Genomic DNA, 24,029 nt, shown 5'->3' with positions numbered 1-24,029 from the left:
GTTCATTGTTTGTTGCTGGGTGTATTTCCACTTTTGCATCAAATAAAACACCAATATGAAAGTACTGATCGTATTACTGGCTACCTTTGGAATAGGCCTTATAGTTACTAAATTAACAGATGATTTTAATATAAAACTGTCGGCCCAGATAGCTATGGCTGTGATGATGGCCTTTACCGCCCTGGGGCATTTTAAATTTACCAAGGGCATGGCCATGATGCTGCCTGCATCTATCCCCTATAAAAAACAAGTAGTATATATTACCGGAATGATAGAAATTGCCGCGGCCGTGGGTTTGCTTATACCTGATACCCGTACACTTACGGCATGGTGTCTTATCCTGTTTTTCATAGTACTTACTCCGGCCAATATCAATGCCGCCATGAAACACTTGAATATGGAAAAAGCTACGTTAGATGGACCTGGTCCGGAGTATTTGCGGTTCCGGATGCCGTTGCAGCTTTTGTTTATAGCCTGGGTTTATTGGAGCTGTTTGTTGTAATTACTTTTTCACAAACTGCTTGAGCACTTTGCGATCCATACGGCTATCGGCCCACATCGTTATTTTATAATGATCCTGGCCCTCATCGGCTTCGGGATCCACATTGTTTAATCCTGAGGAATAAACTCTTACCCGATATTTGCCGGGGGTGATAATGAGTTTCAAATATGATTTATAATCCGGAAAGTTAAGTACCTGCAACAACCCCGATTGAATGGTAATGCCGGCTTCCACCACATGATCATACCGGCTAAAATCTTTTTCAGGATCGGCGCTGTCTAGTATTTCCAGGTCGGCTTTTACATGACCATAACTTTCAATACCAATGCCCAGGATATCATAGTCAACGCCCAATTTATCATGATAGGCTTCCGGTGTCCAGAAAGTATCGGAGCCGGTATTGCTTTTATATGCCGAATCGCAGAGGTAAAACTGGTTGTGTTTGGTGAAAAAATCGAGCCGGTATTTACCGGATGGCTTGGATTTAAAAGCCAGGTTAGAAAACGATAAAAGAATAAGGATGCAAGGAACAAGGAAAAAAGTCCAGTACTTCATTTTTCCCGATCTATCACTCCTGATTCCTTGCATCTATCTTTAATTTCTAATTTTTCAAAAGAGTCTTTGCTCCTTGTTCCAAATATTCTTGCTCCCGCTACAAAGGGGGATAGCCTATGAAAAGGCTTTATGCAAAAAAGGTCTCATACCGAGCTCCGTCGAAGCATGGTGGGCAGGGCCTCTGCGCTCGACCCTTCGACGGAGCTCAGGGTGACAGCCCACCCTTTTAAACATTTTCTTGATTCCTGATTCTTATTTCTTGCCTCTCTAATTACAAAGCCCCTGCCTTGATCTCATCAACCACAGCCGGATCAAGCAGTGTAGAGGTATCACCTAAATTAGAGGTATTACCTTCGGCTATCTTACGCAAAATTCGGCGCATGATTTTGCCCGAGCGGGTTTTTGGCAGCCCGGTTACAAACTGAATCTTATCGGGTTTGGCAATAGCGCCAATAATACGCGCCACAGTCATCATAATATCTTTACGGGTCAGGTCATCATCTGCATGATGTTTGGGGCATACCACAAAAGCATAAATACCCTGCCCTTTAATATCGTGCGGGTAACCCACCACGGCCGACTCTACCACGCTGCTGTGCATGTTGATGGCATTCTCCACTTCGGCAGTACCAATACGGTGACCGGATACGTTCAATACGTCATCCACACGACCTGTTATGCGGTAATAACCATCCTCATCGCGCAAACAGCCGTCGCCGGTAAAATAAAGATTTTCGTAAGTAGCAAAATAAGTGGTACGGCAGCGTTCATGATCGCCATAAGTAGTGCGCAGCATACCTGGCCAAGGGAATTTGATACACAGGTTACCGCTTACACCGTTACCTTCTATCTCTTTACCGTTCTCATCAACCAATATTGGCTGAATGCCGGGCAGCGGTAAAGTTGCATAACCAGGTTTGGTTGGTGTTACGTTGCAGATAGGTGATATCATTAAACCGCCGGTTTCTGTTTGCCACCAGGTATCGGCAATTGGGCAATTGCCATGACCTATTTTTTCATCAAACCAATGCCAGGCTTCTTCGTTGATAGGCTCACCTACTGATCCCAGTTTGGTGAGTGAGCTGAGGTCTTTACCTTTCAAAGGCTCTTCGCCAAAGCTCATTAACGAGCGAATGGCGGTTGGCGCGGTATATAATATGTTTACTTTATACTTATCAACTATTTCCCAAAACCTACCGGCATCCGGGTAGGTAGGCACCCCCTCGAACATTAAAGTAGTAGCACCTTGCGACAGCGGACCATAAGCGATATAAGAGTGACCGGTGATCCAACCGATATCGGCGGTGCAAAAATACACCTCACCTTGATTATACTGGAATACGTTGGCAAAGGTATAACCGGCATAAACCATATAACCGCCGCAGGTATGTACTACACCCTTAGGTTTACCTGTTGAGCCGGATGTATACAGGATGAACAGCATATCCTCGGCATCCATTACTTCAACCGGGCATTGCGGACTACCCTGGGTCTCCACTTTTTTCACTTCATCTTCCCACCACACGTCGCGGCCTTTAATCATGGATACCGGAGTACGACTTCGGGTTAATACAATTACTTTTTTAACGGATTTGCATTGAACCAGAGCATCGTCAATCACATTTTTTAAAGGAATATCTTTATTGCCACGGAATCCACCATCGGCCGTGATCACGATATTACATTCGGCATCATTGATCCTATCGGCAATAGACTGGGCCGAAAACCCACCAAATACTACCGAGTGAATAGCACCGATACGGGCACAAGCCAAAACAGCAATAGCCAGTTCGGGTACCATGGGCATATAAATACAAATACGGTCGCCTTTTTTAGCGCCGTTGTTTTTAAGCACATTGGCAAACTGGCAAACCTTATCATGCAGCTGGCGATAAGTTAATATACGGTGATCTTCCTGCGGATCATTGGGCTCCCATATAATGGCGGGTTTATCGCCCTGGGTTTCCAGGTGACGGTCCAGACAGTTTTCGGTAATGTTGAGTTTGGCACCCTGGAACCATTTTACGTTTGGTTCTTTAAAGTTCCAGTCCAGTACCTTATCCCACTTTTTGTGCCAGTAAAAATTATCGGCAATGCCTGCCCAAAACTGCTCAGGCTGTTCAACACTTTGCTGGTAAACCTGCTTGTATTCGTCAAATGATGTAATCTTCATATTGGTTTAATGGAGGCGTAAATTAGCAATTTATGTGTTAAGTGTAAATTAAAAAACATTACTTATTAAAAAAATTTAAGAAGTAATTTTATACCGGGTAATGAGTTGACTTCAAAGCGAATGCTTCCTTTTAAAAAGAATTTGAAATATTTTAAAAACGCTCTTGAATATTTGATTTAAAAGTCTGATATTTGCAAACTCTTTTTGAATAAAGGGTTGATAATTAAAAATATTTGTCATGTCAAGAATTTGTGATCTAACAGGAAAAGGATCTATTGTAGGTAATAACGTTTCTAACTCAAACGTTAAAACAAAACGCAGGTTTCATCCTAACTTAAAACTTAAAAAGTTTTATATCCCTGAAGAAGATAAATGGATAACCTTAAAGGTATCTACATCAGCTGTTAAAACTATCAGCAAAAACGGTATTACTGCCTGTATCAATAAATTTGTTAAAAAAGGATACATTTAGTAGGTATTACGTTGAACGTTTTACGTGCTACGTAAATAGTAAACGCAATATATAATTTGAAAAATTACGTAAGCCGTGAGGTGACACGTACAACATAAAAAGAAAATGGCAAAAAAAGGCAACAGGGTTCAGGTTATTTTAGAGTGTACTGAACACAAAACAAGCGGTATGCCAGGCATGTCTCGCTATATTACCACTAAGAACAAAAAAAATACAACTGAAAGGTTAGAATTGAAAAAATTCAACCCGGTTTTACGTAAAGTAACTGTTCACAAAGAGATTAAATAAGTTTTACGTCGAACGTTTTACGTTATACGCAAAATCAACTTATAACCGAATGTTTAACAAATACGTATTACGTACATCGTAAAACGTACAACACAAAAACAACATGGCAAAGAAAGTAGTTGCAACACTGAAAGTAGCAGGTAAAGGCAAAGAATATTCAAAAGTGATCACCATGAATAAATCACCAAAAACTGGTGCTTATTCATTTAAAACACAAATTGTCCCTAACGATTTTGTTAAGGATGCAATTGCAGGTAAAACACTGTAATAACTGCCGACTAAAATATTGAAGCCGTCTTGTTTTTACGAGAGGGCTTTTTTTGTTGATGTGTAATTGATGTGCAGATTTCAAATGTGCAGATTTCAAATGTGCAGATGTGCAAATGGGGTACATTAATAACATTGATCTGATATCTGTTCTTATGAATATTGGCATATTTGCACAGTAAAATATAAATGTCAAGAAATCTGCATATTTTAAATCTGCACATCCGCACATTTGAAATCTGCACATCTGAAAAAATATGGGATTATTTGATTTTTTTAAGAAAAAGGAAAATACGCAGCAGGAACAGCAGGCGCTTGATACCAGTTTAGAAAAAACCAAGGATAGCTTTTTTTCAAAGATCACCAAGGTAATTGCCGGTAAATCAACCGTTGATGACGACGTTTTGGATGAACTGGAAGAAGTACTGGTAACATCTGATGTTGGCGTTAGCACTACCCTAAAAATAATTGAGCGTATACAAGCCCGCGTAGCCCGTGATAAATATTTAGGTACCAGCGAACTGAATACCCTGCTGAAAGACGAGATACAGCAACTACTGGCCGAAAATAACAGCAATGATTTCCGCAACCTGGAGTATGGCAACCACAAGCCTTATGTAATTATGGTGGTTGGTGTTAACGGTGTGGGTAAAACAACTACCATTGGCAAATTAGCCCACAAATTAAAACAAGCGGGCAACCAAGTGGTTTTAGGTGCTGCGGATACCTTCCGCGCCGCCGCGGTAGACCAGATCAAACTCTGGGGCGAGCGTGTTGGCGTAAAAGTGGTGGCGCAACCTATGGGATCTGACCCCGCCTCTGTAGCCTATGATACCTTAACTTCTGCCGTTGCCAATGGCGATGACGTAGCTATTATTGATACCGCCGGCAGGTTGCATAATAAAGTAGGCTTGATGAATGAGTTGACCAAGATCAAAAATGTGATGCAAAAGGTAATTCCCGGTGCGCCACATGAGATATTGCTAGTACTGGATGCCTCAACCGGGCAAAACGCCATTGAGCAATGCAAGCAATTTACTGAGGCTACCAATGTTAACGCCCTGGCCTTAACCAAGCTTGACGGTACAGCTAAAGGTGGCGTAGTGATCGGTATATCAGATCAATTTAAGATCCCGGTAAAATATATAGGTGTGGGTGAAGGTGTAGAACATTTGCAGCTGTTTGACAGACAAGCATTTGTCGACTCCTTGTTTAAACAATAACAAAACGCCCCACCCAACCCTCCCCGGTAGGGAGGGCTTCAAAAAGTATTTAAAAGTCTCCCCTACCGGGGGAGATTTAGAGGGGGCTTACATTATGAAAACAAAAGAAATTTCAAAACCGGTAGCCAAAGCTGTTAAGCAACGTGTAAACGTGGTTACTTTAGGCTGTTCCAAAAACATATACGACTCTGAGATATTGATGGGTCAGCTTAAAGGCAATCAGTTTGATGTGGTGCACGAGTCTGATAAAGTAGGTAAAAATGATATCGTGGTGATCAACACCTGCGGCTTTATTGATAATGCCAAACAGGAATCTATTGATACCATTCTGCAATACAGCGAACTGAAAGAGCAAGGTAAAGTTGGCAAAGTAATTGTAACCGGCTGCCTGAGCGAGCGCTACAAACCCGAGCTGGAAGCAGAAATCACTAATGTTGATGCTTATTTTGGGACCAACGACCTGCAAAATCTATTGCATTCTGTTGGAGCTGATTATAAACACGAACTGATAGGCGAGCGTTTGTTAACCACCCCATCACATTTCGCGTATTTTAAAATTGCCGAAGGCTGTAACCGCCCCTGCTCGTTCTGTGCTATCCCACTGATGCGTGGCAAACACTTGAGCACACCTATTGACCAATTGGTTAAAGATGCCCAGGCCCTGGTTAAAAACGGCACCAAAGAATTGATACTGATAGCCCAGGATTTGACCTATTATGGACTGGATCTGTATGGCAAACGTAATCTGGACGAATTGTTGCGCCGCCTGAGTGATGTGAACGGTGTAGAGTGGATCAGGCTGCAATACGCCTATCCTTCTGGTTTCCCGATGGAGATTTTGGATGTGATGAACGAGCGCGACAATATCTGCAAATACATGGATATGCCTTTGCAGCACATCAGCGATAATATGCTGAAATCCATGCGCCGCGGCCTTACCAAACAAAAAACAATAGACGTTGTCAACGAAATCCGCGACAAGGTACCGGGCATTGCCATGCGTACTACCCTCATCACCGGCTATCCAGGTGAAACCGAGCGTGATTTTGAAGAGATGATGGAATGGGTTGAAGAAACCAAGTTCGACCGTCTGGGTTGCTTCACTTACTCGCACGAAGAAAAAACGCATGCGTTCTCTTTAGTAGATGACGTTCCGGCTGAAGTAAAACAGGAACGCGCAGATGCCATTATGGAAATTCAGCAGGGTATTTCGTTTGATAAGAACCAGGAAAAAGTTGGTCATACTTTCAAAGTACTGATCGATAAAAAAGACGGGGATTACTTTGTGGGTCGTACCGAATTTGATTCGCCCGAGGTGGATAACGAAGTGTTGATTGATGCCAGCATTGATTACGCTACCGTTGGAAGCTTTGTAAATGTGAAAGTTAACAGCGCCGAAGACTTTGATCTTTATGGACAAATTGTAAAATAATGTTAATGGATATTCCTTTATTGAAGGATTTTAAGATTTAAAATCTAAATTCGGCGTTAGCATTAAATTTATTTGCTGATGTTTCGCATTTCAATTTTAAATCCGAAATTGAACATCCGAAACTGCGAAGCTTTCTTGAACACCGTAGAAAGCATACAAAAAGTGAAAAATCCAAAATCAAAAATGGAAGCTTCCTGTACAAGTTATAAAAACACCGGCTTTTTTTCGCCCACGGTTATTGATTACCTCGAGAACCGGGCCGATCTGAAGCCATTTTACAGTTACCGCCCGGATATGGCCGGCTTTGCCGAGCTGTTGAAAAACAAAAAAGTTGTTGCTGATCGGGAGATTTTGCATCGGGTGCTGTCAAAACAATATGATCATAACGAGCCGTATCCATCCATCGTAAAACATAACCTCGATCTGCTGAAGGCGGAAAGTACGTATACTATAACAACCGGTCATCAGCTTAATATTTTTGCCGGCCCGCTATATTTTCTTTATAAAATTGCTACCGCGATAAAATTAGCTCAGCAGCTAAAAGCGGCCCACCCCGATAAAAATTTCGTACCCGTTTACTGGATGGCCAGTGAAGACCATGACTTTGCCGAAATCAATTATACCAACATTGGCGGCAAAAAAGTGCATTGGTGGTATGAAGCATCTGGCGCTACCGGGCGTATTAACCCCGACACCATGCGCCAGGCCCTTAACCAATACAAAGGTGTTTTGGGCATGGAGGGACATTCCAAAGAGCTTGCCGAAATAGTAGAAACAGCCTATACCCGCTTTGATAAACTGGCCGATGCTACCCGCTACCTGGTAAACGCCCTGTTTGGTCAATACGGCCTGGTGATCATTGATGCCGACGACCACGAATTTAAGCAGCAGTTCGCCTCGATTATAAAACAGGATATCATCAATCAAAACAGCTTTAAAAATATAACTGCCACCAACGAGCAATTGCAAAAATTGGGGGTACACATACAGGTTAATCCACGCGAGATCAACTTTTTTTACCTGAAAGATCAGCTGCGCGAACGTATCGTTTTTGAGCAGGACAGCTACCAGGTCATGAATACCGATATCCGCTTTAGCGAGACCGAACTAAAACAGGAGATCGCCACATCGCCTGAGCGTTTTAGCCCGAATGTGGTGATGCGCCCACTTTACCAGGAATGCATTTTACCCAACATCGCTTACATAGGCGGCGGCGCCGAAGTAGTATATTGGCTGGAGCTTAAATCAAATTTTGATTTTTATAAAGTCGATTTCCCTATCCTGATATTACGCAACTCGGCCCTGGTGGTTCGTAAAGAACAAGCCGCCAAAATTGAGCGCATGGATCTGGATGTAGCCGCATTGTTTAAACAAACAGATGCACTGCAAACCGACTGGATAAAAAAACACAGCGACCATAACCTTTCCCTGGAAGGCGAATGGCGCGAACTGACCGCCGTTTTTGAAAAGATAAAGCTGCGTTCGTATAAGATCGACCCGACACTTTCACCCTCAGCCGCTGCTGTACAAGCCCGCCTGAAACATGCGGTTGATAATCTGGAGAAGAAAATGATCCGTGCCGAAAAACGCAACTATGATGTAAGGCTGGAACAGCTATCCATAGTAAAAGCCGAGCTTTTTCCGAAAGACAGCTTGCAGGAACGAACCGAGAATTTTGGTTTGATGTATGTAAAATGGGGACAATCATTTGTTGATGAACTCATCCGCCATTTTGAACCACTTGATTTTGAGTTTACTATTCTGACGGAGGAGTAAACCCCACCCAACCCTCCCCGGAAGGGAGGGCTCTACATTATTTATTTATAAAGTCTCCCCTTCCGGGGGAGATTTAGAGGGGGCTCCCACATCCCCCAAAATATCAGTAATTTCGCAGCATGAATAAAGCGAAACCAACCATACTTGTTGTAAACGACGATGGCATAACCGCCCCCGGTATAAAAGTGCTGCTGGAAGCCATGAGCGAGATAGGCCGGGTGGTTGTAGTTGCACCGGATAGTCCGCAATCGGGTATGGGGCACGCCATCACCATAGGTAAACCATTGCGTTTAGATAAAGTGGATTTGTACGAAGGTGTGGAAATGTACCGCTGCTCTGGCACCCCGGTTGATTGTGTAAAGCTGGCTGTCAATAAAATATTTAAAGGCCAAAAGCCCGATCTGTGTGTATCCGGCATCAATCATGGTTTAAATAACTCCATCAATGTATTGTACTCCGGTACCATGTCGGCCGCGGTTGAAGGCGCTATTGAAGGTATTCCATCTATCGGTTTTTCTTTGGATGATTATACCCTGCAGGCCGATTTTAGTCACTGCGTAAAGTATGTTAAAGAGCTGGCTTTACAGGTTTTAGCCAATGGTCTGCCACAGGCCACGCTGCTCAATGTAAACTTTCCGAATACGCCTCATATCAAAGGTATCAAAGTATGCCGGCAGGCAGCTGCCAAATGGGCCGAGGAGTTTGACGAAAGAATTGATCCGCATAAACGACCATATTACTGGCTTACGGGTGTTTTTCAATTAAATGATGGTGGTGAAGATACCGATGTTTGGGCATTGGAGCACAATTACGTATCGGTAGTGCCCGTTCAGTTTGATATGACGGCGCATCATGCCATTCCTTATTTAAATAACTGGAAATTCAATGTTTAAGCACAATACAGTAACAGCGGGCACCATTTATGGCGCTATATTACCTGCCATCAGTCTGTTCATTTTTCTGTACCTGTTAAAAGGCAATTTCTTATTGTTTAATAAACCGGGGACTCCTTATCTGATAGCCATTGGTTTAAATCTTTTAATCATCAGGTGGTATGGTAAAAAGAAGATGGATAAAGCAGTGATCGGTATAGCGGCCGTTACTTTTATGTTTATGATCGCCATATTTGTATTTAAATTGCAACCTATCCGATGAAATATTACCTGGTAGCCGGCGAGGCCTCAGGCGATATGCATGGGGCCAATTTAATGAAGGCCCTAAAAGCGCTTGACCCGGCTGCCGAGTTCCGTTTTTTTGGCGGCGATCTAATGCTGGCCGAAGGTGGCAACCAGATAAAACACTATCGCGAAATGGCCTATATGGGCCTGGTAGAAGTGATTGTGAATTTGCCCGCCATCCTCAAAAATATCAAACAGTGCAAGCAGGATATTCATGATTGGCAGCCCGATGTACTTATCCTCATCGATATTCCTGGCTTTAACCTCAAGATTGCTGCTTATGCGCAAACCATCGGGCTAAAAGTAAACTATTATATCTCGCCCAAGGTTTGGGCATGGAACCAGAAACGGGTGTTAAAGATCAAAAAGATAGTGAACCATCTTTTCTGCATCCTGCCATTTGAGGTCGATTTTTACAAAAGCTGGGGTATGGAGGTTGATTATGTGGGCAACCCACTGCTAGATGCCATTGCGGCTTTTAAATCTGATCCTGATTTTTTGCAGCAGCACCAGTTGACCGGTAAAAAAATCATCGCCCTGTTACCCGGCAGCCGTAAACAGGAGATCAGCAATCTACTGCCCGAAATGCTGGATATAGTCGAACGATTTCCCAACCATCAATTGGTAATAGCCGGTGCTCCATCATTTAGTATCGATTATTATAAACAGTTTTTAGGGGATAAGAATATCCCCGTATTATTTGATGCTACTTATAACCTGTTGAGTCACGCCGAAGCGGCTGTTGTAGCCTCAGGTACAGCAACATTGGAAACAGCTTTGTTCCATGTGCCGCAGGTGGTTGTTTACAAAGGCAACGCATTAACCATTGCAGTAGCGCGCATGCTTGTTAAATTAGAATTTATATCGCTGGTTAACCTCATCATGAACAAGGGCGTGGTGAAGGAATTGATCCAAGAAAATTGCACCGTATCAAAAATCAGCGATGAGGTTTACCTGCTGGTTAATAATAAAGATCACAGGCAAAAAGTATTGTCTGATTATGACGAATTGGATAAACGAATGGGCCAACCTGGTGCATCTGAAAAAACGGCCGCGCTCATCATCAGATACGCTCAAAATAAATAAAGCCCTGTTAAAACAGAGCTTTATCTTTTCATAGGTATAACGTATATATGGATCAGGCAACGGACAATGTTTGTTGTGTAGTTACCCGTTGTTTGCTGTTTTTGGCTCTGAAATTTCTAAAATCCTCCAATAAAATATCTAACAACTGATTTTCAAAGCGGGCAATTAATTTACTTGCTGATGGTGTTTTATGATTTTTCATAGATGTGTTGGTGTTGTAGGTTAGTATTAGTTTGTAGGCAATTAAGCGGCCGTTGGCAATAGCGGTGTTTTAGCTTTAATAGCTTTTAAATCGTTCATGATGATCCTTTTTAACTGATTATCAAAGTTGGCTACTAACTTGCTGATAGATGGTTTTTTGGTGCTTTTCATAGTTTTAGTTTTTCGTGTATTCTAAATTTCTTTAATCCTTCTTTGTATCGTCGTTTTCGGTAAGGTTATCTTTCCTTCTTTTAGCTTCCTTGTATTGCCTTAGTATCTGTTCTTCATCACGTTCATCTGATGTTTTTGTCGGCTCTACCGGATTCTCCCATTCTTTCTCTGCTTCCTTAATGGTTTTCTTTGTAGCTTTCATAACAGTTACATTTAATAACTAGTATTCCAAACCTGTGCCAAAAAACTGATCGTGCCTCAAAAAAGTCATTAAAATCTATAAAAAAATTTACAATACCATGTAAATACCTGTATTTAAGGAATTTACTAATCAATAAAAATTTCCATTTTTTTGTACAGCAACGTGATACATACGCTAAAAAGCGTACGCTAATTGAACATCTCCGTACAGTAATATTAATCCCGAACGTTTGCCTTATAGTTAATAAAGTGTGCAGCTAGGGCGATAAGCGCTAAACCACCACCAATAGCACATACTCCGGTCCACCCGTAGTTGTTCCAAAGCAAACTTGCCAGGAACGTTCCAGACGCACCGCCCACGAAATAAGACACCATGTATACCGTGTTGAGCCGGTTGCGGGCCTCGGGTATCAATGCAAAAATGATAGATTGGTTAGAGATATGCGTGGCCTGTACCCCCATATCCAAAACAATTACGCCAATGATAAGTCCGGCGATGCTACTGCTGGAGAAGTAAAAGATAACATAGGAGATCAACACTAATAATAAAGTATAACCCGACAATTTATAGGGGTTCATTTTATCGCTCAGTCGCCCCATTAAGCCTGCCGCCAACGCCCCAAAAGCGCCCACCAGCCCGAAAGCTCCTGCTGCTGCACTACCTTCGTTAAATTGAGGTTGTTTTAACAAAAACACCAGGGTTGTCCAAAAAGCGCTGAAGCCCGCAAAACACAAGGCACCTCTGAAAGAGGCCATGCGTAATTTGGGTTGTGTTTTTATTAAATGAATAAGCGAGGTCATCAATTTTTTATAGTTGCCTTTATAATCGGGCTCTACCTCAGGTAAAAAGAAAAATATCATCAGCCACATAGCTGCCATTAAGCCGGTAGCTATATAATACATGCTTCGCCAGCCAAAATGCTGGCCAATAAAACCACTCAAGGTACGGGAGAGTAATATCCCTATCAACAGTCCGCTCATGACAAAACCTAACTTTTTGCCCCGTTCATGAGGTTTGGCCAGGTGTGCGGCCATCGGAATTAATAACTGTGGTATAATAGACGAAAGACCCAGTAAAAAACCGGCAATAGTTAACACTAATATAGATGGGGCAAGCGCACTGATCAGCAGGGCGAAAATAACCAATATAAAATCTAACAAGATCAGTTGCTTACGTTTTACCATATCGGCCAGGGGTACAATAAATAACAAGCCGCAGGCATAGCCAATTTGAGTAAACAGGGATAGCTGCTGAGCCTTTTTATCAGTTATGCCAAAAGTGTGCGCGATATCGGCAAGTAAAGGTTGATTGTAATAGATATTGGCTACCACCAAACCGGTAGCGATGGTCATGATCCATAAAGTAAGCGGTGTTAAATGCGGATGTTCTTTAGAGGCCTCGGTAACTGTCATTATCAATAAAATATAAAATTTGCTGCAAAAGTGACAAAGCATTTTTAAAAAGATGCCTGTTTAAAGTAAATTTTCTTTCACAATAAACAATAAGATAGGTTTTATGGAGTTTTATATTTTGATAAAAAGAATTGATTTATAAATACTTTTTTGAGAAATAGACCTATTAAAATGATAATTTTATAGATTTATTGAATTTTTAATACAAAAACTGGTTAAAAATTTACTATTATTTTATTTAACTCATTTTTTAACATTTTTTTAACAAAAAAAATGTTAAAAGTTAAATTTTACAATAAAAATAAATTATTTTATTGAATAAATAACTTACAAATACGTTAACATTTTAAACTGGTATAAAAAAATTAAAATTTTACTACATTATTAAAGTTTTATTGGTATTTTTGATAATCAAATACAAAACGAACGAGTATTTAATAAATGTTACAAAAATATTACAAAATAAAATTGGTGAATCTAAAAACTTAGTGTTACTTTTACACCATAATAAAAACGATAAAAAAGTCTTCTCATAATTTAGGTTTATAATTGGTTAGTAAAGGCCCCTGCCCATCAGGGGCTTTACTTGTTTTAAGGGATTCTCTGTTCAGATTTAACTATAGCGATCCACCTTCCCGAATTAAAGCAGCTTGACCATGAAATAAAATAATCACATAGAGTTTCATTTTATTACTTAATATAATATATTTGCAACCCGAAACGGGGGATTAGCTCAGCTGGCTAGAGCGCTTGCATGGCATGCAAGAGGTCATCGGTTCGACTCCGATATTCTCCACAATCATAAAAAAGGGCTTTACGAATCGTAAAGCCCTTTTTTATGAAATAAACTTTAATATACTCCTCCTTTTTCACCTTCCAATAATAGCCATTGAGTTTTTGACATAAATAATCTAACTTTGTGCCGGATGAAATATATTGCCATCATCATAAGTCTATACGTTTCCCTACTGTCGGTTATGCCGTGCCAGGACAGGGATGATGCTGTATGGGCTCAAGCGCACCTCTCTATCAGACAGGCGCATGATGGTAATCAAAACTGCAGTCGCGAATCTTGTACACCGCTTTGTTCCTGCTCCTGCTGTTCAAGCGTTAGAGACATTGACCAACAGGTATATATTCCATCATTTCAGCAAAATACATTTGTTCCATATCCCGACCTGATTATTCCGGCTTTATCTGAGCAGGATATCGCTATCTGGCAACCGCCGCAATTAAGTTAATACGAATTTCCTTTTAATTTTTATTGCCCGTCACTCATGACGGAGCATGGATTGTCGCATTAATTTAATAAAATTTCATGTTTGATCATATTATCGCGTTCTCTATCCGGAACAAGGTAACTATTGGGATCATGACGCTGCTGCTGGTTGTTGCCGGAATTTATTCTGCTGCCAATTTACCAGTCGACGCGCAACCCGATATTACCAATAACCAGGTACAGATCATTACGCAGGCACCTAATCTGGGTGCACAGGAAGTGGAGCAATTTATTACCGCTCCCATTGAATTATCCATGGCTAATATTGCCGGGATAGTTGAAAAACGGTCGATATCCCGTTCGGGTATATCCGTTATAACTATTGTTTTTAAAGACAATATTGACATATACTGGGCTCGCCAGCAAGTAACGGCCCAATTAAAAGAAGCCGAAAGCAGCATTCCCACTGATCTTGGTCAACCTATGCTGGCCCCGATAACTACCGGGCTTGGGGAAATTTATCAGTATGTGATCCATCCCCAAAAAGGTTACGAACAAAAGTACACGGCTACCGATCTCCGCACCATCCAGGATTGGCTGGTACGCACACAATTAGCGGGCACCGTGGGCGTTGCCGAAGTAAGCGGCTGGGGCGGCTTTGTTAAACAATACGAAGTGGCGCTGGATAATGATAAGCTCAATTCTTTGGGTCTTACTATTCCGGATGTTTATACTGCTCTGCAAAAAAACAACGAGAACACAGGCGGCTCTTACATCGAACAGCTCAACAACGCTTATTTCATCCGCGGTTTGGGACAGGTAAAATCTTTGGATGATATCAAAAAGATCGTTGTTAAAAATGTAAAAGGTACACCCGTTTTGATACGGGATATTGCCATAGTACAGTTTGGCAGCGCTACCCGTTATGGCGCAGTGACCAGGAATGGTGGCGGCGAAGTAGTAGCCGGTGTGACCCTGATGTTAAAAGGTGAGAATTTTAGCCAGGTGATCAAAAACGTAAAAGATCGTATGGTGCAGATCAAAAAATCTCTCCCCGAAGGTGTGGTCATCGAGCCGTTTATTGACCGGACAGAACTGGTAGACCGCGCCATCGGCACCGTAAAACGTAACCTGCTGGAAGGTGCACTGATTGTTATTTTTGTATTGGTACTGCTGTTAGGCAACTTCAGGGCAGGTCTGGTGGTTGCTTCTGTTATCCCTCTGGCTATGCTGTTCGCGTTTTTGATGATGCGCTTATTTGGCGTTTCGGGGAACCTGATGAGTTTAGGCGCCATCGATTTCGGACTTATTGTTGATGGCGCGGTAATTATCGTAGAAAGCGTGGTGCATCATATTACCAGCGGCCAATATCAGAAGAATGCTATCGAAAAGCTGAGTACCGAACAAATGGACACCGAGGTTCAAAACAGTGCCGGCAAGCTCATGAAATCGGCAGCTTTTGGGCAGATCATTATCCTCATTGTTTACCTTCCCCTGCTATCGCTTATTGGTATTGAAGGTAAAATGTTCCGCCCGATGGCTCAAACCGTAGCGTTTGCCATTTTGGGCGCATTTATCCTATCGCTCACTTACGTGCCGATGGCCAGCGCCCTGTTCCTGAGCAAAAAGACAGTACATAAAACCAATATTTCCGATCGTATCATCAATTTCTTACAGCGGATTTATCAGTATGCACTTGTGGCCGTGTTAAAAGTAAAAATGATTACCGTGGCGGTGGTTTTTATACTATTTGGCTTATCGATATGGACATTCAGCCGCATGGGCGGCGAGTTTATCCCTACACTGGAAGAGGGCGACCTCACCGTAGAGATATCTATGATGCAGGGCACTTCCCTTTCTGAGGTGGTTAAAACCTTCGGCAAAGCGGAGAAATTATTAAAGGATCGCTTTCCGGAGATCAAACAGGCGGTTACCCGTATCGGCAGTTCCGAGATCCCGACAGACCCTATGCCTATTGAACGAGGAGATATGATGCTGGCCATGAAGCCCAAAGCTGATTGGAAAACAGCAGCAACCCGCCAGGAAATGACCTCAAAAATGGAGGCCGTGCTGGAGGAGATCCCCGGCATCCACGCCTCTATTTCGCAGCCCATGCAAATGCGTTTTAATGAGCTGATGACCGGCATCAGGCAGGATGTAGCCATCAAAATATATGGTGAGGATCTTGACGTGCTGGCCGATGAAGCCGCCAAAATTGCAAAGGAGATATCAACAGTAAAAGGTGTAAGTCAGCCTTATATCGAAAAGGTGATCGGCTTGCCGCAGATACAGGTATCCTATAACCGCGACAGGATGGCCCAGTATGGATTAAATATCAGCGATGTAAATGTGATACTAAAAACAGCCTTTGCCGGTAATGTGGCAGGTGTGGTATTTGAAGGAGAGAAACGCTTTGATATGGTGGTACGTATGGACCGCAACCTTCGTGAAAACATTGCCAATGTTGAAAACCTGCTGATCCCACTCCCATCGGGCAATAAAGTACCCTTGAATCAGGTAGCTGATATCAGCATCAAAGATGCACCGGCGCAAATATCCCGTGAAGATGGCAAGCGCCGTATCTATGTAGGTTTCAACGTAGAGGGCCGCGATGTAGAGTCAACCGTAACTGAGATACAAAACAAACTGGCTGACCGCATAAAACTACCCGGTGGCTATTACATGACTTATGGCGGGCAGTTTCAAAACCTGCAGGCAGCAAAAAGTCGGTTGGCTATTGCCGTGCCCGCAGCCTTGTTGTTTATCCTGGTATTGCTGTATGTCACCTTCCGTTCAGTTAAGGAAAGTTTGCTCATTTTTACGGCGGTACCATTAGCCTCTATGGGTGGTATAGCGGCTTTATTGCTACGCGGTATGCCTTTTAGTATTTCGGCAGGGGTTGGTTTTATTGCCCTGTTTGGGGTTGCGGTACTTAACGGCATTGTGCTCATCGGCTATTTCAACCAGCTGAAAGAAGAGGGCATGGGCAATATTTATGACCGCGTACTGGAAGGTACCAAAACAAGATTACGCCCCGTACTCATGACTGCCTCTGTGGCTTCGCTTGGTTTCCTGCCCATGGCTCTATCGTCAAGCGCCGGTGCCGAAGTGCAAAAGCCGCTGGCTACCGTAGTCATAGGAGGACTGGTCACTGCCACTTTTTTAACCCTGTTTGTTTTGCCTTGCCTGTACTTGCTTTTTAACCGCAAAGAGGTAAGCAAAATAAAATTGCCCAAAGCGGTAATAGCCATCCTGATTATCGGCATACTGACTATAGCTGGTGCTCCTAAGGCCAATGCGCAAAGCAATCCTCCATTAACTTTGGATAGTGCGATAGCCCAAGCATTAAGTCAGAACCTGAAGGTGCGATCTGCCGGATTATCGGTTGATCAGGCCAGGGCTTTACAAAAATCGTCTGTTGATTTGCCCAAGACTGAGCTTCTGCTTACCCAGGACCCTACCAGCGGCGGTAATATTGATAACAGCATCGCTATAACTCAAAACATTGCCTGGCCCGGACTTTATAAGAATCAACGAAAATTGCTAGATCAGCAAACCCGGTTGGCTGAAAGCTCGGGCGCCGTGACGAGGTCCGATATCATTAGGCAGGTACGCAACGCGTGGTATGCATACCTCCTGAACCGCGAAATGCTACGAGTATTGGACCACCAGGATAGCATTTACTCCGGCTTTGTAAAAAAGGCCGAAATCAGGCGTAAAACGGGAGAAACATCTGCACTGGAAGTAATCAGCGCCCGTAATAAATACCAGGAAATTCAGGCTCTCCGGATAAGCACACAAGCCGATCTGCGCAGTAATGAGCTGGCATTGCAGCAATTGTTGAATATGGATAAACCAGCAAACGTGAGCGAAAGCACTTTACCCATATGGCTTGATCTTCGCTCTGATACGGCCAATGTAGCCGAGAATCCACAGGTAGGCCTGGGGCTTCAGCAGGTGGAAGTAGCCAGGGCAAAAGTGGCCGTTGAAAAATCAAGGCTCCTACCCGATTTTACCTTGGGTTATAATCAACAGCTACTCATTGCCGGGTTTAATCCAGCCAACATCAACCGGAGTTACTCGCCGGGTACGCGCATTGGTGGTTTCCAGGTAGGCATTTCCGTACCTGTTTTTAGCAAGGCGTACACAGCGCGTATCCGCTCAGAAAAATTAGCTTCACAGGTAGCCGAGATCAATTATCAGCAAACCCGCCAACAGCTCCGCATCCAATATGAGCAGGAGTTACAGCAATATCAAAAATTCAGGCAAGCGGTGGAATATTATACCTCGGGCGGATTAAAGCAAGCTGATGAACAGCTAAGAATAGCACAGGTATCCTTCAATTTGGGCGAGATAGGTTATATCGAATACATCCAGAATACATCAGCAGCGGTACAAACCAGGCTTGCCTACCTCGAGGCGGTAAGCCGCTTAAATCAATCGGCCATACAAATTCAATATATCAAAGGAAAATAAAATGCAGATTCAAAAATATAAATACATTATACCGGCACTGATTATCATTAGTGTTGGTACGCTGGCTGCCTGTTCGGGCGGTTCGCCAAAAAAAGAAAATGACAGCCCACAAGTGTTGACCAATGTAAGAAGCACTAAACCGGATGACATTACGCTTACAGAAGCACAAATGAAAAACGTGGGAATTGAAATAGGCCCTATCGCTCAAAAGAACCTCGATGCGGTGATCAAAGCCAACGGACAACTAGCCGTTCCGCCACAAAACCGGGCAGATGTAAGCATCCTTTCGGGTGGGGTGATCAGTCGTATCAGCGTACTCGAAGGACAGCAGGTTAAACGGGGGCAAGTGTTAGCGACCATCAGCAACCAGGATCTTATCAAAATACAGCAGGACTACCTGGCTGCAAAAAGCAACTTTACTTATGTGCAGGCAGAGTTTAACCGGCAGCGCCAGTTACAGGATGCCGGTGCCGGAACGGGCAAATCATTTCAATCGGCACAAGCTACTTATAACGCGGAGTTTTCACGGATCAAGGCCTTTGAAAGTCAGCTCAGGCAGTTAAACATTACCCCGGGCCGCATCAACAACGGCAATATTGTTTCCGGTTTTCCGGTAGTTTCACCCATTACCGGAACCGTTGGAAAAATATCGGCTAATACAGGTGCGTTTGTACAACCAGGTACATCCATTATGGAAGTAGTGGATAACTCCAAGATCCATTGTGATCTTACCGTATTTGAAAAAGATCTGATGCAGGTAAAGCTCGGTCAAAAAGTAAACTTTCAGCTCACCAATCAGGGCGACATGATGATCACCGGTAAAATCAATGGCATCAATAAATCTTTTGAAAACGAAAGCAAGGGTGTTATTGTTCATGCCGAGATTGATAACCGGCAGCATAAAAACCTTATTCCGGGAATGTATGTTACCGCCCTCATCAGCGTAGGTAGCCACCCCGTACCGGCTGTTCCCGTTGAGGCAGTGATTCGTTCGGGTGGCCGGCAATATATTTATATAGTGGCCAGTGAAGAAGCCGGACCAAACAAAACAAGCTTCGCTTTTAAAAAGGCGGAGGTTGCAACCGGCGTAATGGAATTGGGTTATATTGAAATTAAACCCATGACCAGTTTACCAGCCAATGCTAAAGCAGCTCTAAAAGGAGCATTCTACCTGGAATCAAAAGCCGAAGGTGGCTCGGACGATGATTAATTATCTGATTACCTGAAAGACTGCCATTAATTAAGTTACGAGAGCTCTATATAATAAAACCCCCATGTCGTTTCGACAAACGGCGATGGATAAAGCTGTAGGGTGCGGAGAAATCTTCTGCGTGATGCAAGGTTCTCAATGCGAATCGTAAAAGATTTCTCCTCGTACCTCGTTCGAAATGCCATGGAGTTTAGATTAAACCCACTTCACGTCAAATAACGTTTTTAGAGAATGATTGTTAAAATCACTTTTATTTATTTATTAAAAAGAGCACTGTCTAATTAAAAAAATTTAAGAAGTGTGCAAATTAAACCGTATCCGGATTGGGGATAAAGTTCATGAAAGCCTGGAATTTGGCGTAGTAATTCTGCATGTTGAGTTGATAGTAATACGCACCTCTTTTTGAGCCTGCTTTATCTTTATCGGCCAGTTTAATAAGTAGGCCGGTTGCCAGCACTCTTTTGCTAAAATTACGCTTATCAATAGTGGTATTAAAAACACATTCATAAAGTGTTTGCAGCTGAGGAATGGTAAATTTGGTAGGCAGAAGCTCAAACAATATCGGGTGCATGGCCGCTTTATAACGGATACGCTTTTTGGCCTGCTCCAACATTTCCTGCTGATCAAATATGAGTTTGGGCGTCCGTTTTAACTGAAACCATTCGGCATGATAATCAGAACTGATCTGGGTTTGATACTTTTGAATATCTATAAGTGCGAAATAAGCTACGGAAACGGTACGTTCCATCGGATCCCGGTTTGGTTCGCCAAAGGTATATAGCTGCTCCAGGTACACCCCTTCCAGTCCTGTTAATTGTTTGAGGATACGGTTAGCTGCCTGGTCAATACTTTCATTACCCTGCACAAAACCACCCATCAGGCTCCAGTTTCCCTTCTCGGGCTGAAATCCTCTTTTGATCAGTAATAGTTTTAAAACCTCTCCGTCAAATCCAAAAATAATGCAGTCAACAGCCAGTAATAGCCTGGTCTGTTTAGAGTATTTTAGCATCTTATATAATCCGAATTACAATAAAAAACAAATATAGAATTACATTCGATATAAGCATAAATAAAAGAAATTCCAAAAAAATTCTAAAAAAGGTAGATGCCGATCGATGAAGTAAAGTAGGAAAAAATTATTATCAATACGATATAATTGTTAAAAAAACAGTTATGAAGGGATATTTTAACTATTTTTCTTCTTTTTGGATGCCTTAGCGACCTTATTAAACTGCAGGCAAAGACTTATCCAATGGTCAAAATCTTTTGTTGAGCGCAGATTTTCTGCCTCCACAAAAACAAAGTCTTTCATCACCCGGCTCCCATGAACCATCTGGCGGCAATTATCGTTTTCCAATGCAACAACAGCCTGTTCGTTACCTATCCGGCATAGCATATCCTGATTCCGTATACAAACACACATTTTATCATTAACCATAAAGCACAAACCCTGAAACATCTTTACTTCATCTACCTGGTCTTGTTCGCTCAGGGCCTCCCGTACCCGGTTAGCTAATAATTCGTCATATGCCATAATGGAGAGTCAAGATAATAAGAGTCAGGAATCAAGATTAAAACCAAAAGTCAATTATCACACCACCGCTCGTATTTCAATCAGCTCTTGATTCTTGACTCTAATATCTTGATTCTTTTTAAAAACTACTCTAATTTTTCCAGGTCTTTTCGTATGCGATTCTTTTCGGTTGTTGTTTTTGCCTGTTTCAGTGCAGTCTGCAAATGTTTTATAGCCCTCTGTTGGTCAACCCCTGTATATAAATGTCCCAGTAAAACATGGTATAAATGATTATCATTCAGCTGCAGTTTTTCGGCCTCGGTTATGGCCTCCTGTTTTCCCCTCGCCTTATAAAGCGCATAGGTGCGGTTAAGCGCAGCAATGGGCGAGTAGGCAACTTGCAGCAAACCATTATATAGTTGTAAAATATTTTCCCACTTCTGAGTAGTATCAGCATTAATAGTATGCCAGTAAGCGATGCCTGCTTCCAGGTGATATTTGCCTAATTGATCGCCCTGCGAGGCCCTGTTCAAATAATCATTCCCTTTTGCTATAAGCTCGGCATTCCATAGGCTGGTATCCTGCTCATCATAACGTATCATTTCGCCGTGTTCATCGGTTCGGGCTTCAAAACGCGAAGCATGAAAACACATCAGGGCAATAAGCGCATTGGTATCAGGCAAATTAGTGTCTTTATTTTCGGTTAATAAAACGGCCAGGCGCAAGGCTTCCAAACAAAGGTCTTTACGCAGGGTGGTGTCTTTACTACTGGAATAATATCCTTCGTTAAATAATAGGTACAGTGTGGTTAAAACCGGTTGTATCCTGGTACTGATTTGGGTCGGCGGCGGAAACTCGATCCTCACATTTTGCTCGCGCAGTTTTTCCTTTGCCCTGAACAGTCTTTTGTTGATACTTTCTTTGTTGGATAAAAAAGCATCCGCTATTTCGTTGATACCAAAACCGCAAAGGATTCGGAGCGCCAGGCCAATCTGAGCTTCGGGAGGCAATATGGGCTGACAAATAGCAAACATCAACTGCAGCTGGCTATCCCTGATATGCTCATCCGACAGATCTATCACCAGTTCATCAGTACCTTCATAAGCCGCCTGCAGGTTGCCGGTTATTTTCTGCGTAAATAATTTATTGCGCCTCAGATGGTCTTTTGCCTTGTTGCGAGCCACGGTATATAACCAGGCTACTGGATTATCGGGTAAGCCTTTAAGACCCCAGACTTCGGCCGCAGTCAAAAATGTGTCACTGGCAATATCTTCGGCAATTTCTGGGTGTTCAAAGCCAAAGTGCTTATAAAGCACGGCCGTTATTTTGCGGTATTCCGTACGGAATAAGTGAGGCAATAATTCCTGTTTATTGATCTCAGCGGCCATATTGATTTATCATGACCCGAATATAAACGTATTTCCTCCACCTTATTTAAACTTTTAAAAGCGTGGCACAAACTTTACAAAGTATCAGTAATACTTTTATAAAAGTGTAGCATTTTCATAAACCTGGTATCTAACAACGCATAAAGTTTGACCAAAGGGGCCTTTTCATAAATTATGTCATTCGAAGAAATATACGATACTTATTATAGTAAAATATTCCGCCTGTGCATGGGGTATATGAATGATCATGACTGGGCGCAGGATGTTACACAGGAAACCTTTATTACGGTATGGCAAAAGTTATCGCAATTTCGTCATGAGTCGGCCGTCGGAACCTGGATATACCGTATAGCTTCCAACCATTGTTTAAGGCAGTTGCAAAAGCAAAGCAAAATGCCTAAAGCCGAAATGCCGGTTCAACTGGAAGATAAACCACCACCCGACAATGATAGCCAGGTGCAGCTGCTCTACAAATGTATTGCGGAGCTACCCGAGATTGACCGTATTATTATTTCGTTGGAACTGGAGGATGTTAAACAGGCGGAAATAGCTTGCATAGTAGGACTTTCGGAAACCAACATCAGGGTAAAGGTTTACCGCATAAAAGAAAAGCTCTCACAAAAATTTAAAAAGTATGAGCAGCAATATTGATTTTAAAGCGCTTTGGCAGCAACAGGATGTTTTGGCCAAACCCGATATCAAGGAGGTTATTAAAAAATCCCGTCAGCTGAAAAAAAAGACAAGGAATAAATTGTTATTAACAAATGGCTTGCTGGTGGCCGTAACCACTTATTATGTAGTTTTCCTTTTCGGAGGCTATTATCCGACAACGATTACTACACGCATAGGTGGCTTGCTCACGATCATGGGCTTTGTGGCTTATCTACTGGTTTCTAATGGTTTATTAGTAGGTTTATTTAAAGGTCATTCTGAGGTTGATAGTTTTGCCTATTTAAAAGAGCTATTGACCATCAAAAAGAAACAGGAGCTTGTTGAAACCAAAGTAGTAAAGTTGTACCTGATAACCCTATCTGTTGGTGTGGCTTTATTTATGATTGAATACACAATAAAAATGGGTGTAATTTGGGGAAGTGTTGCGTATATTTGTTTATTCGCATATATGGCTTTCGTATATTTTTATCTAGTTCCACGGAGAGTCAGAAAGCTACGCGCAGACTGGGCGGGCATTATCGAAAAACTACAAACTATTAACGATCAGCTAACTCAAATCGGACATCTTGAATGATGGATCACCGATATTGATAAATTATTAATTAATTAGGTT

General features: G+C 42.4%; 24 protein-coding genes and 1 tRNA gene. 16 read left to right on the top strand and 9 right to left on the bottom strand.

Annotated features, from left to right (window positions below; genetic code table 11):
- Positions 1–55: 55 nt before the first annotated feature.
- Positions 56–502 (top strand): DoxX family protein, encoded by a 447-nt coding sequence (locus tag BW976_RS20620; protein WP_076376006.1) that lies wholly within the window; start codon positions 56–58, stop codon positions 500–502.
- On the opposite strand, the gene BW976_RS20615 is transcribed toward BW976_RS20620, so the two are convergent.
- Both BW976_RS20615 and acs read right to left on the bottom strand, forming a co-directional pair.
- The gene (locus tag BW976_RS20615) at positions 503–1,057 is read right to left on the bottom strand and encodes a hypothetical protein (protein WP_139332367.1); all 555 of its coding nucleotides are present in this window, start codon (positions 1,055–1,057) and stop codon (positions 503–505) included.
- A gap of 271 nt (positions 1,058–1,328) precedes the next feature.
- On the bottom strand, positions 1,329–3,230 hold the full coding sequence (gene acs / locus BW976_RS20610) for an acetate--CoA ligase (protein ID WP_076376002.1): 1,902 nt from the start codon (positions 3,228–3,230) through the stop codon (positions 1,329–1,331).
- 238 nt (positions 3,231–3,468) lie between these two features.
- Between acs and rpmB the strand changes: the two genes are divergently transcribed.
- The 9 genes from rpmB to lpxB all read left to right on the top strand — a co-directional run bounded on the left by rpmB (position 3,469) and on the right by lpxB (position 10,952).
- Entirely contained in the window at positions 3,469–3,702 is a 234-nt protein-coding gene (rpmB, locus tag BW976_RS20605) for a 50S ribosomal protein L28 (protein ID WP_022830076.1), read from the top strand.
- Between the two features lie 105 nt (positions 3,703–3,807).
- Positions 3,808–3,990, top strand: a complete 183-nt coding sequence (gene rpmG / locus BW976_RS20600) for a 50S ribosomal protein L33 (protein ID WP_022830075.1) — start codon at positions 3,808–3,810, stop codon at positions 3,988–3,990.
- A 103-nt stretch (positions 3,991–4,093) separates the two neighbouring features.
- Positions 4,094–4,258 (top strand): DUF4295 domain-containing protein, encoded by a 165-nt coding sequence (locus BW976_RS20595; protein ID WP_076376000.1) that lies wholly within the window; start codon positions 4,094–4,096, stop codon positions 4,256–4,258.
- Positions 4,259–4,514: 256 nt separating this feature from the next.
- The gene (ftsY, locus tag BW976_RS20590) at positions 4,515–5,480 is read left to right on the top strand and encodes a signal recognition particle-docking protein FtsY (RefSeq protein ID WP_076375998.1); all 966 of its coding nucleotides are present in this window, start codon (positions 4,515–4,517) and stop codon (positions 5,478–5,480) included.
- Positions 5,481–5,574: 94 nt separating this feature from the next.
- A complete protein-coding gene (rimO, locus tag BW976_RS20585) occupies positions 5,575–6,912 on the top strand; it encodes a 30S ribosomal protein S12 methylthiotransferase RimO (RefSeq protein ID WP_076375996.1) in 1,338 nt (445 codons plus the stop codon).
- A 78-nt stretch (positions 6,913–6,990) separates the two neighbouring features.
- Positions 6,991–8,688: a bacillithiol biosynthesis cysteine-adding enzyme BshC gene (gene bshC, locus BW976_RS20580; RefSeq protein ID WP_317042956.1), complete on the top strand. Its 1,698-nt coding sequence runs from the start codon at positions 6,991–6,993 to the stop codon at positions 8,686–8,688.
- A 119-nt stretch (positions 8,689–8,807) separates the two neighbouring features.
- On the top strand, positions 8,808–9,581 hold the full coding sequence (gene surE, locus BW976_RS20575) for a 5'/3'-nucleotidase SurE (protein WP_076375994.1): 774 nt from the start codon (positions 8,808–8,810) through the stop codon (positions 9,579–9,581).
- A complete protein-coding gene (locus tag BW976_RS20570) occupies positions 9,574–9,843 on the top strand; it encodes a hypothetical protein (RefSeq protein WP_076375992.1) in 270 nt (89 codons plus the stop codon). The genes surE and BW976_RS20570 overlap by 8 nt, the downstream gene beginning before the upstream one ends.
- The gene (gene lpxB / locus BW976_RS20565) at positions 9,840–10,952 is read left to right on the top strand and encodes a lipid-A-disaccharide synthase (protein ID WP_076375990.1); all 1,113 of its coding nucleotides are present in this window, start codon (positions 9,840–9,842) and stop codon (positions 10,950–10,952) included. Before BW976_RS20570 ends, lpxB begins: the two co-directional genes overlap by 4 nt.
- A gap of 52 nt (positions 10,953–11,004) precedes the next feature.
- Here the strand turns inward: lpxB and BW976_RS29510 are convergent, their stop codons facing one another.
- From BW976_RS29510 to BW976_RS20560, 4 genes are all read right to left on the bottom strand, one after another.
- Complete coding sequence (locus BW976_RS29510) at positions 11,005–11,154, bottom strand: hypothetical protein (RefSeq protein WP_175614148.1); 150 nt, start codon at positions 11,152–11,154, stop codon at positions 11,005–11,007.
- 41 nt (positions 11,155–11,195) lie between these two features.
- Positions 11,196–11,324 (bottom strand): hypothetical protein, encoded by a 129-nt coding sequence (locus tag BW976_RS29905; protein ID WP_260170956.1) that lies wholly within the window; start codon positions 11,322–11,324, stop codon positions 11,196–11,198.
- A gap of 31 nt (positions 11,325–11,355) precedes the next feature.
- Complete coding sequence (locus tag BW976_RS29505; RefSeq protein WP_175614147.1) at positions 11,356–11,526, bottom strand: hypothetical protein; 171 nt, start codon at positions 11,524–11,526, stop codon at positions 11,356–11,358.
- A gap of 215 nt (positions 11,527–11,741) precedes the next feature.
- Positions 11,742–12,938 (bottom strand): MFS transporter, encoded by a 1,197-nt coding sequence (locus BW976_RS20560; RefSeq protein ID WP_076375988.1) that lies wholly within the window; start codon positions 12,936–12,938, stop codon positions 11,742–11,744.
- 722 nt (positions 12,939–13,660) lie between these two features.
- Here BW976_RS20560 and BW976_RS20555 point away from each other — a divergent pair.
- The 4 genes from BW976_RS20555 (at position 13,661) to BW976_RS20540 (ending at position 19,843) form a co-directional block, all read left to right on the top strand.
- Positions 13,661–13,734, top strand: a tRNA-Ala gene (locus BW976_RS20555).
- 130 nt (positions 13,735–13,864) lie between these two features.
- Positions 13,865–14,179, top strand: a complete 315-nt coding sequence (locus BW976_RS20550; protein ID WP_076375986.1) for a DUF6660 family protein — start codon at positions 13,865–13,867, stop codon at positions 14,177–14,179.
- A 77-nt stretch (positions 14,180–14,256) separates the two neighbouring features.
- The gene (locus BW976_RS20545) at positions 14,257–18,633 is read left to right on the top strand and encodes a CusA/CzcA family heavy metal efflux RND transporter (protein ID WP_076375984.1); all 4,377 of its coding nucleotides are present in this window, start codon (positions 14,257–14,259) and stop codon (positions 18,631–18,633) included.
- 1 nt (position 18,634) lies between these two features.
- Positions 18,635–19,843 carry an efflux RND transporter periplasmic adaptor subunit gene (locus tag BW976_RS20540; RefSeq protein ID WP_076375982.1) on the top strand — a complete coding sequence of 403 codons (1,209 nt, stop codon included), beginning with the start codon at positions 18,635–18,637 and terminating at the stop codon, positions 19,841–19,843.
- Positions 19,844–20,150: 307 nt separating this feature from the next.
- Here BW976_RS20540 and BW976_RS20535 read toward each other — a convergent pair whose 3' ends face one another.
- From BW976_RS20535 to BW976_RS20525, 3 genes are all read right to left on the bottom strand, one after another.
- The gene (locus BW976_RS20535; protein WP_076375980.1) at positions 20,151–20,852 is read right to left on the bottom strand and encodes an NUDIX hydrolase; all 702 of its coding nucleotides are present in this window, start codon (positions 20,850–20,852) and stop codon (positions 20,151–20,153) included.
- A 177-nt stretch (positions 20,853–21,029) separates the two neighbouring features.
- Positions 21,030–21,377, bottom strand: coding sequence for a TfoX/Sxy family protein (locus BW976_RS20530; RefSeq protein ID WP_076375978.1), 348 nt, complete (start codon positions 21,375–21,377; stop codon positions 21,030–21,032).
- Positions 21,378–21,502: 125 nt separating this feature from the next.
- Entirely contained in the window at positions 21,503–22,744 is a 1,242-nt protein-coding gene (locus BW976_RS20525) for an RNA polymerase sigma factor (protein ID WP_076375976.1), read from the bottom strand.
- Positions 22,745–22,918: 174 nt separating this feature from the next.
- Here BW976_RS20525 and BW976_RS20520 point away from each other — a divergent pair, with 174 nt between their 5' ends.
- Together BW976_RS20520 and BW976_RS20515 are read left to right on the top strand one after the other, a co-directional pair.
- Positions 22,919–23,395, top strand: a complete 477-nt coding sequence (locus BW976_RS20520; protein ID WP_076375974.1) for an RNA polymerase sigma factor — start codon at positions 22,919–22,921, stop codon at positions 23,393–23,395.
- Positions 23,379–23,990 (top strand): hypothetical protein, encoded by a 612-nt coding sequence (locus BW976_RS20515; protein WP_076375972.1) that lies wholly within the window; start codon positions 23,379–23,381, stop codon positions 23,988–23,990. Before BW976_RS20520 ends, BW976_RS20515 begins: the two co-directional genes overlap by 17 nt.
- The last annotated feature ends 39 nt before the right edge of the window (positions 23,991–24,029 follow it).

Origin of the sequence: Mucilaginibacter lappiensis (assembly GCF_900155965.1) — a bacterium.
In the GTDB taxonomy this organism is placed as follows: Bacteria; Bacteroidota; Bacteroidia; order Sphingobacteriales; family Sphingobacteriaceae; genus Mucilaginibacter; species Mucilaginibacter lappiensis.
Note: the sequence above shows the minus strand (reverse complement) of the source record. Positions and strands in the feature narration are given on the sequence as shown.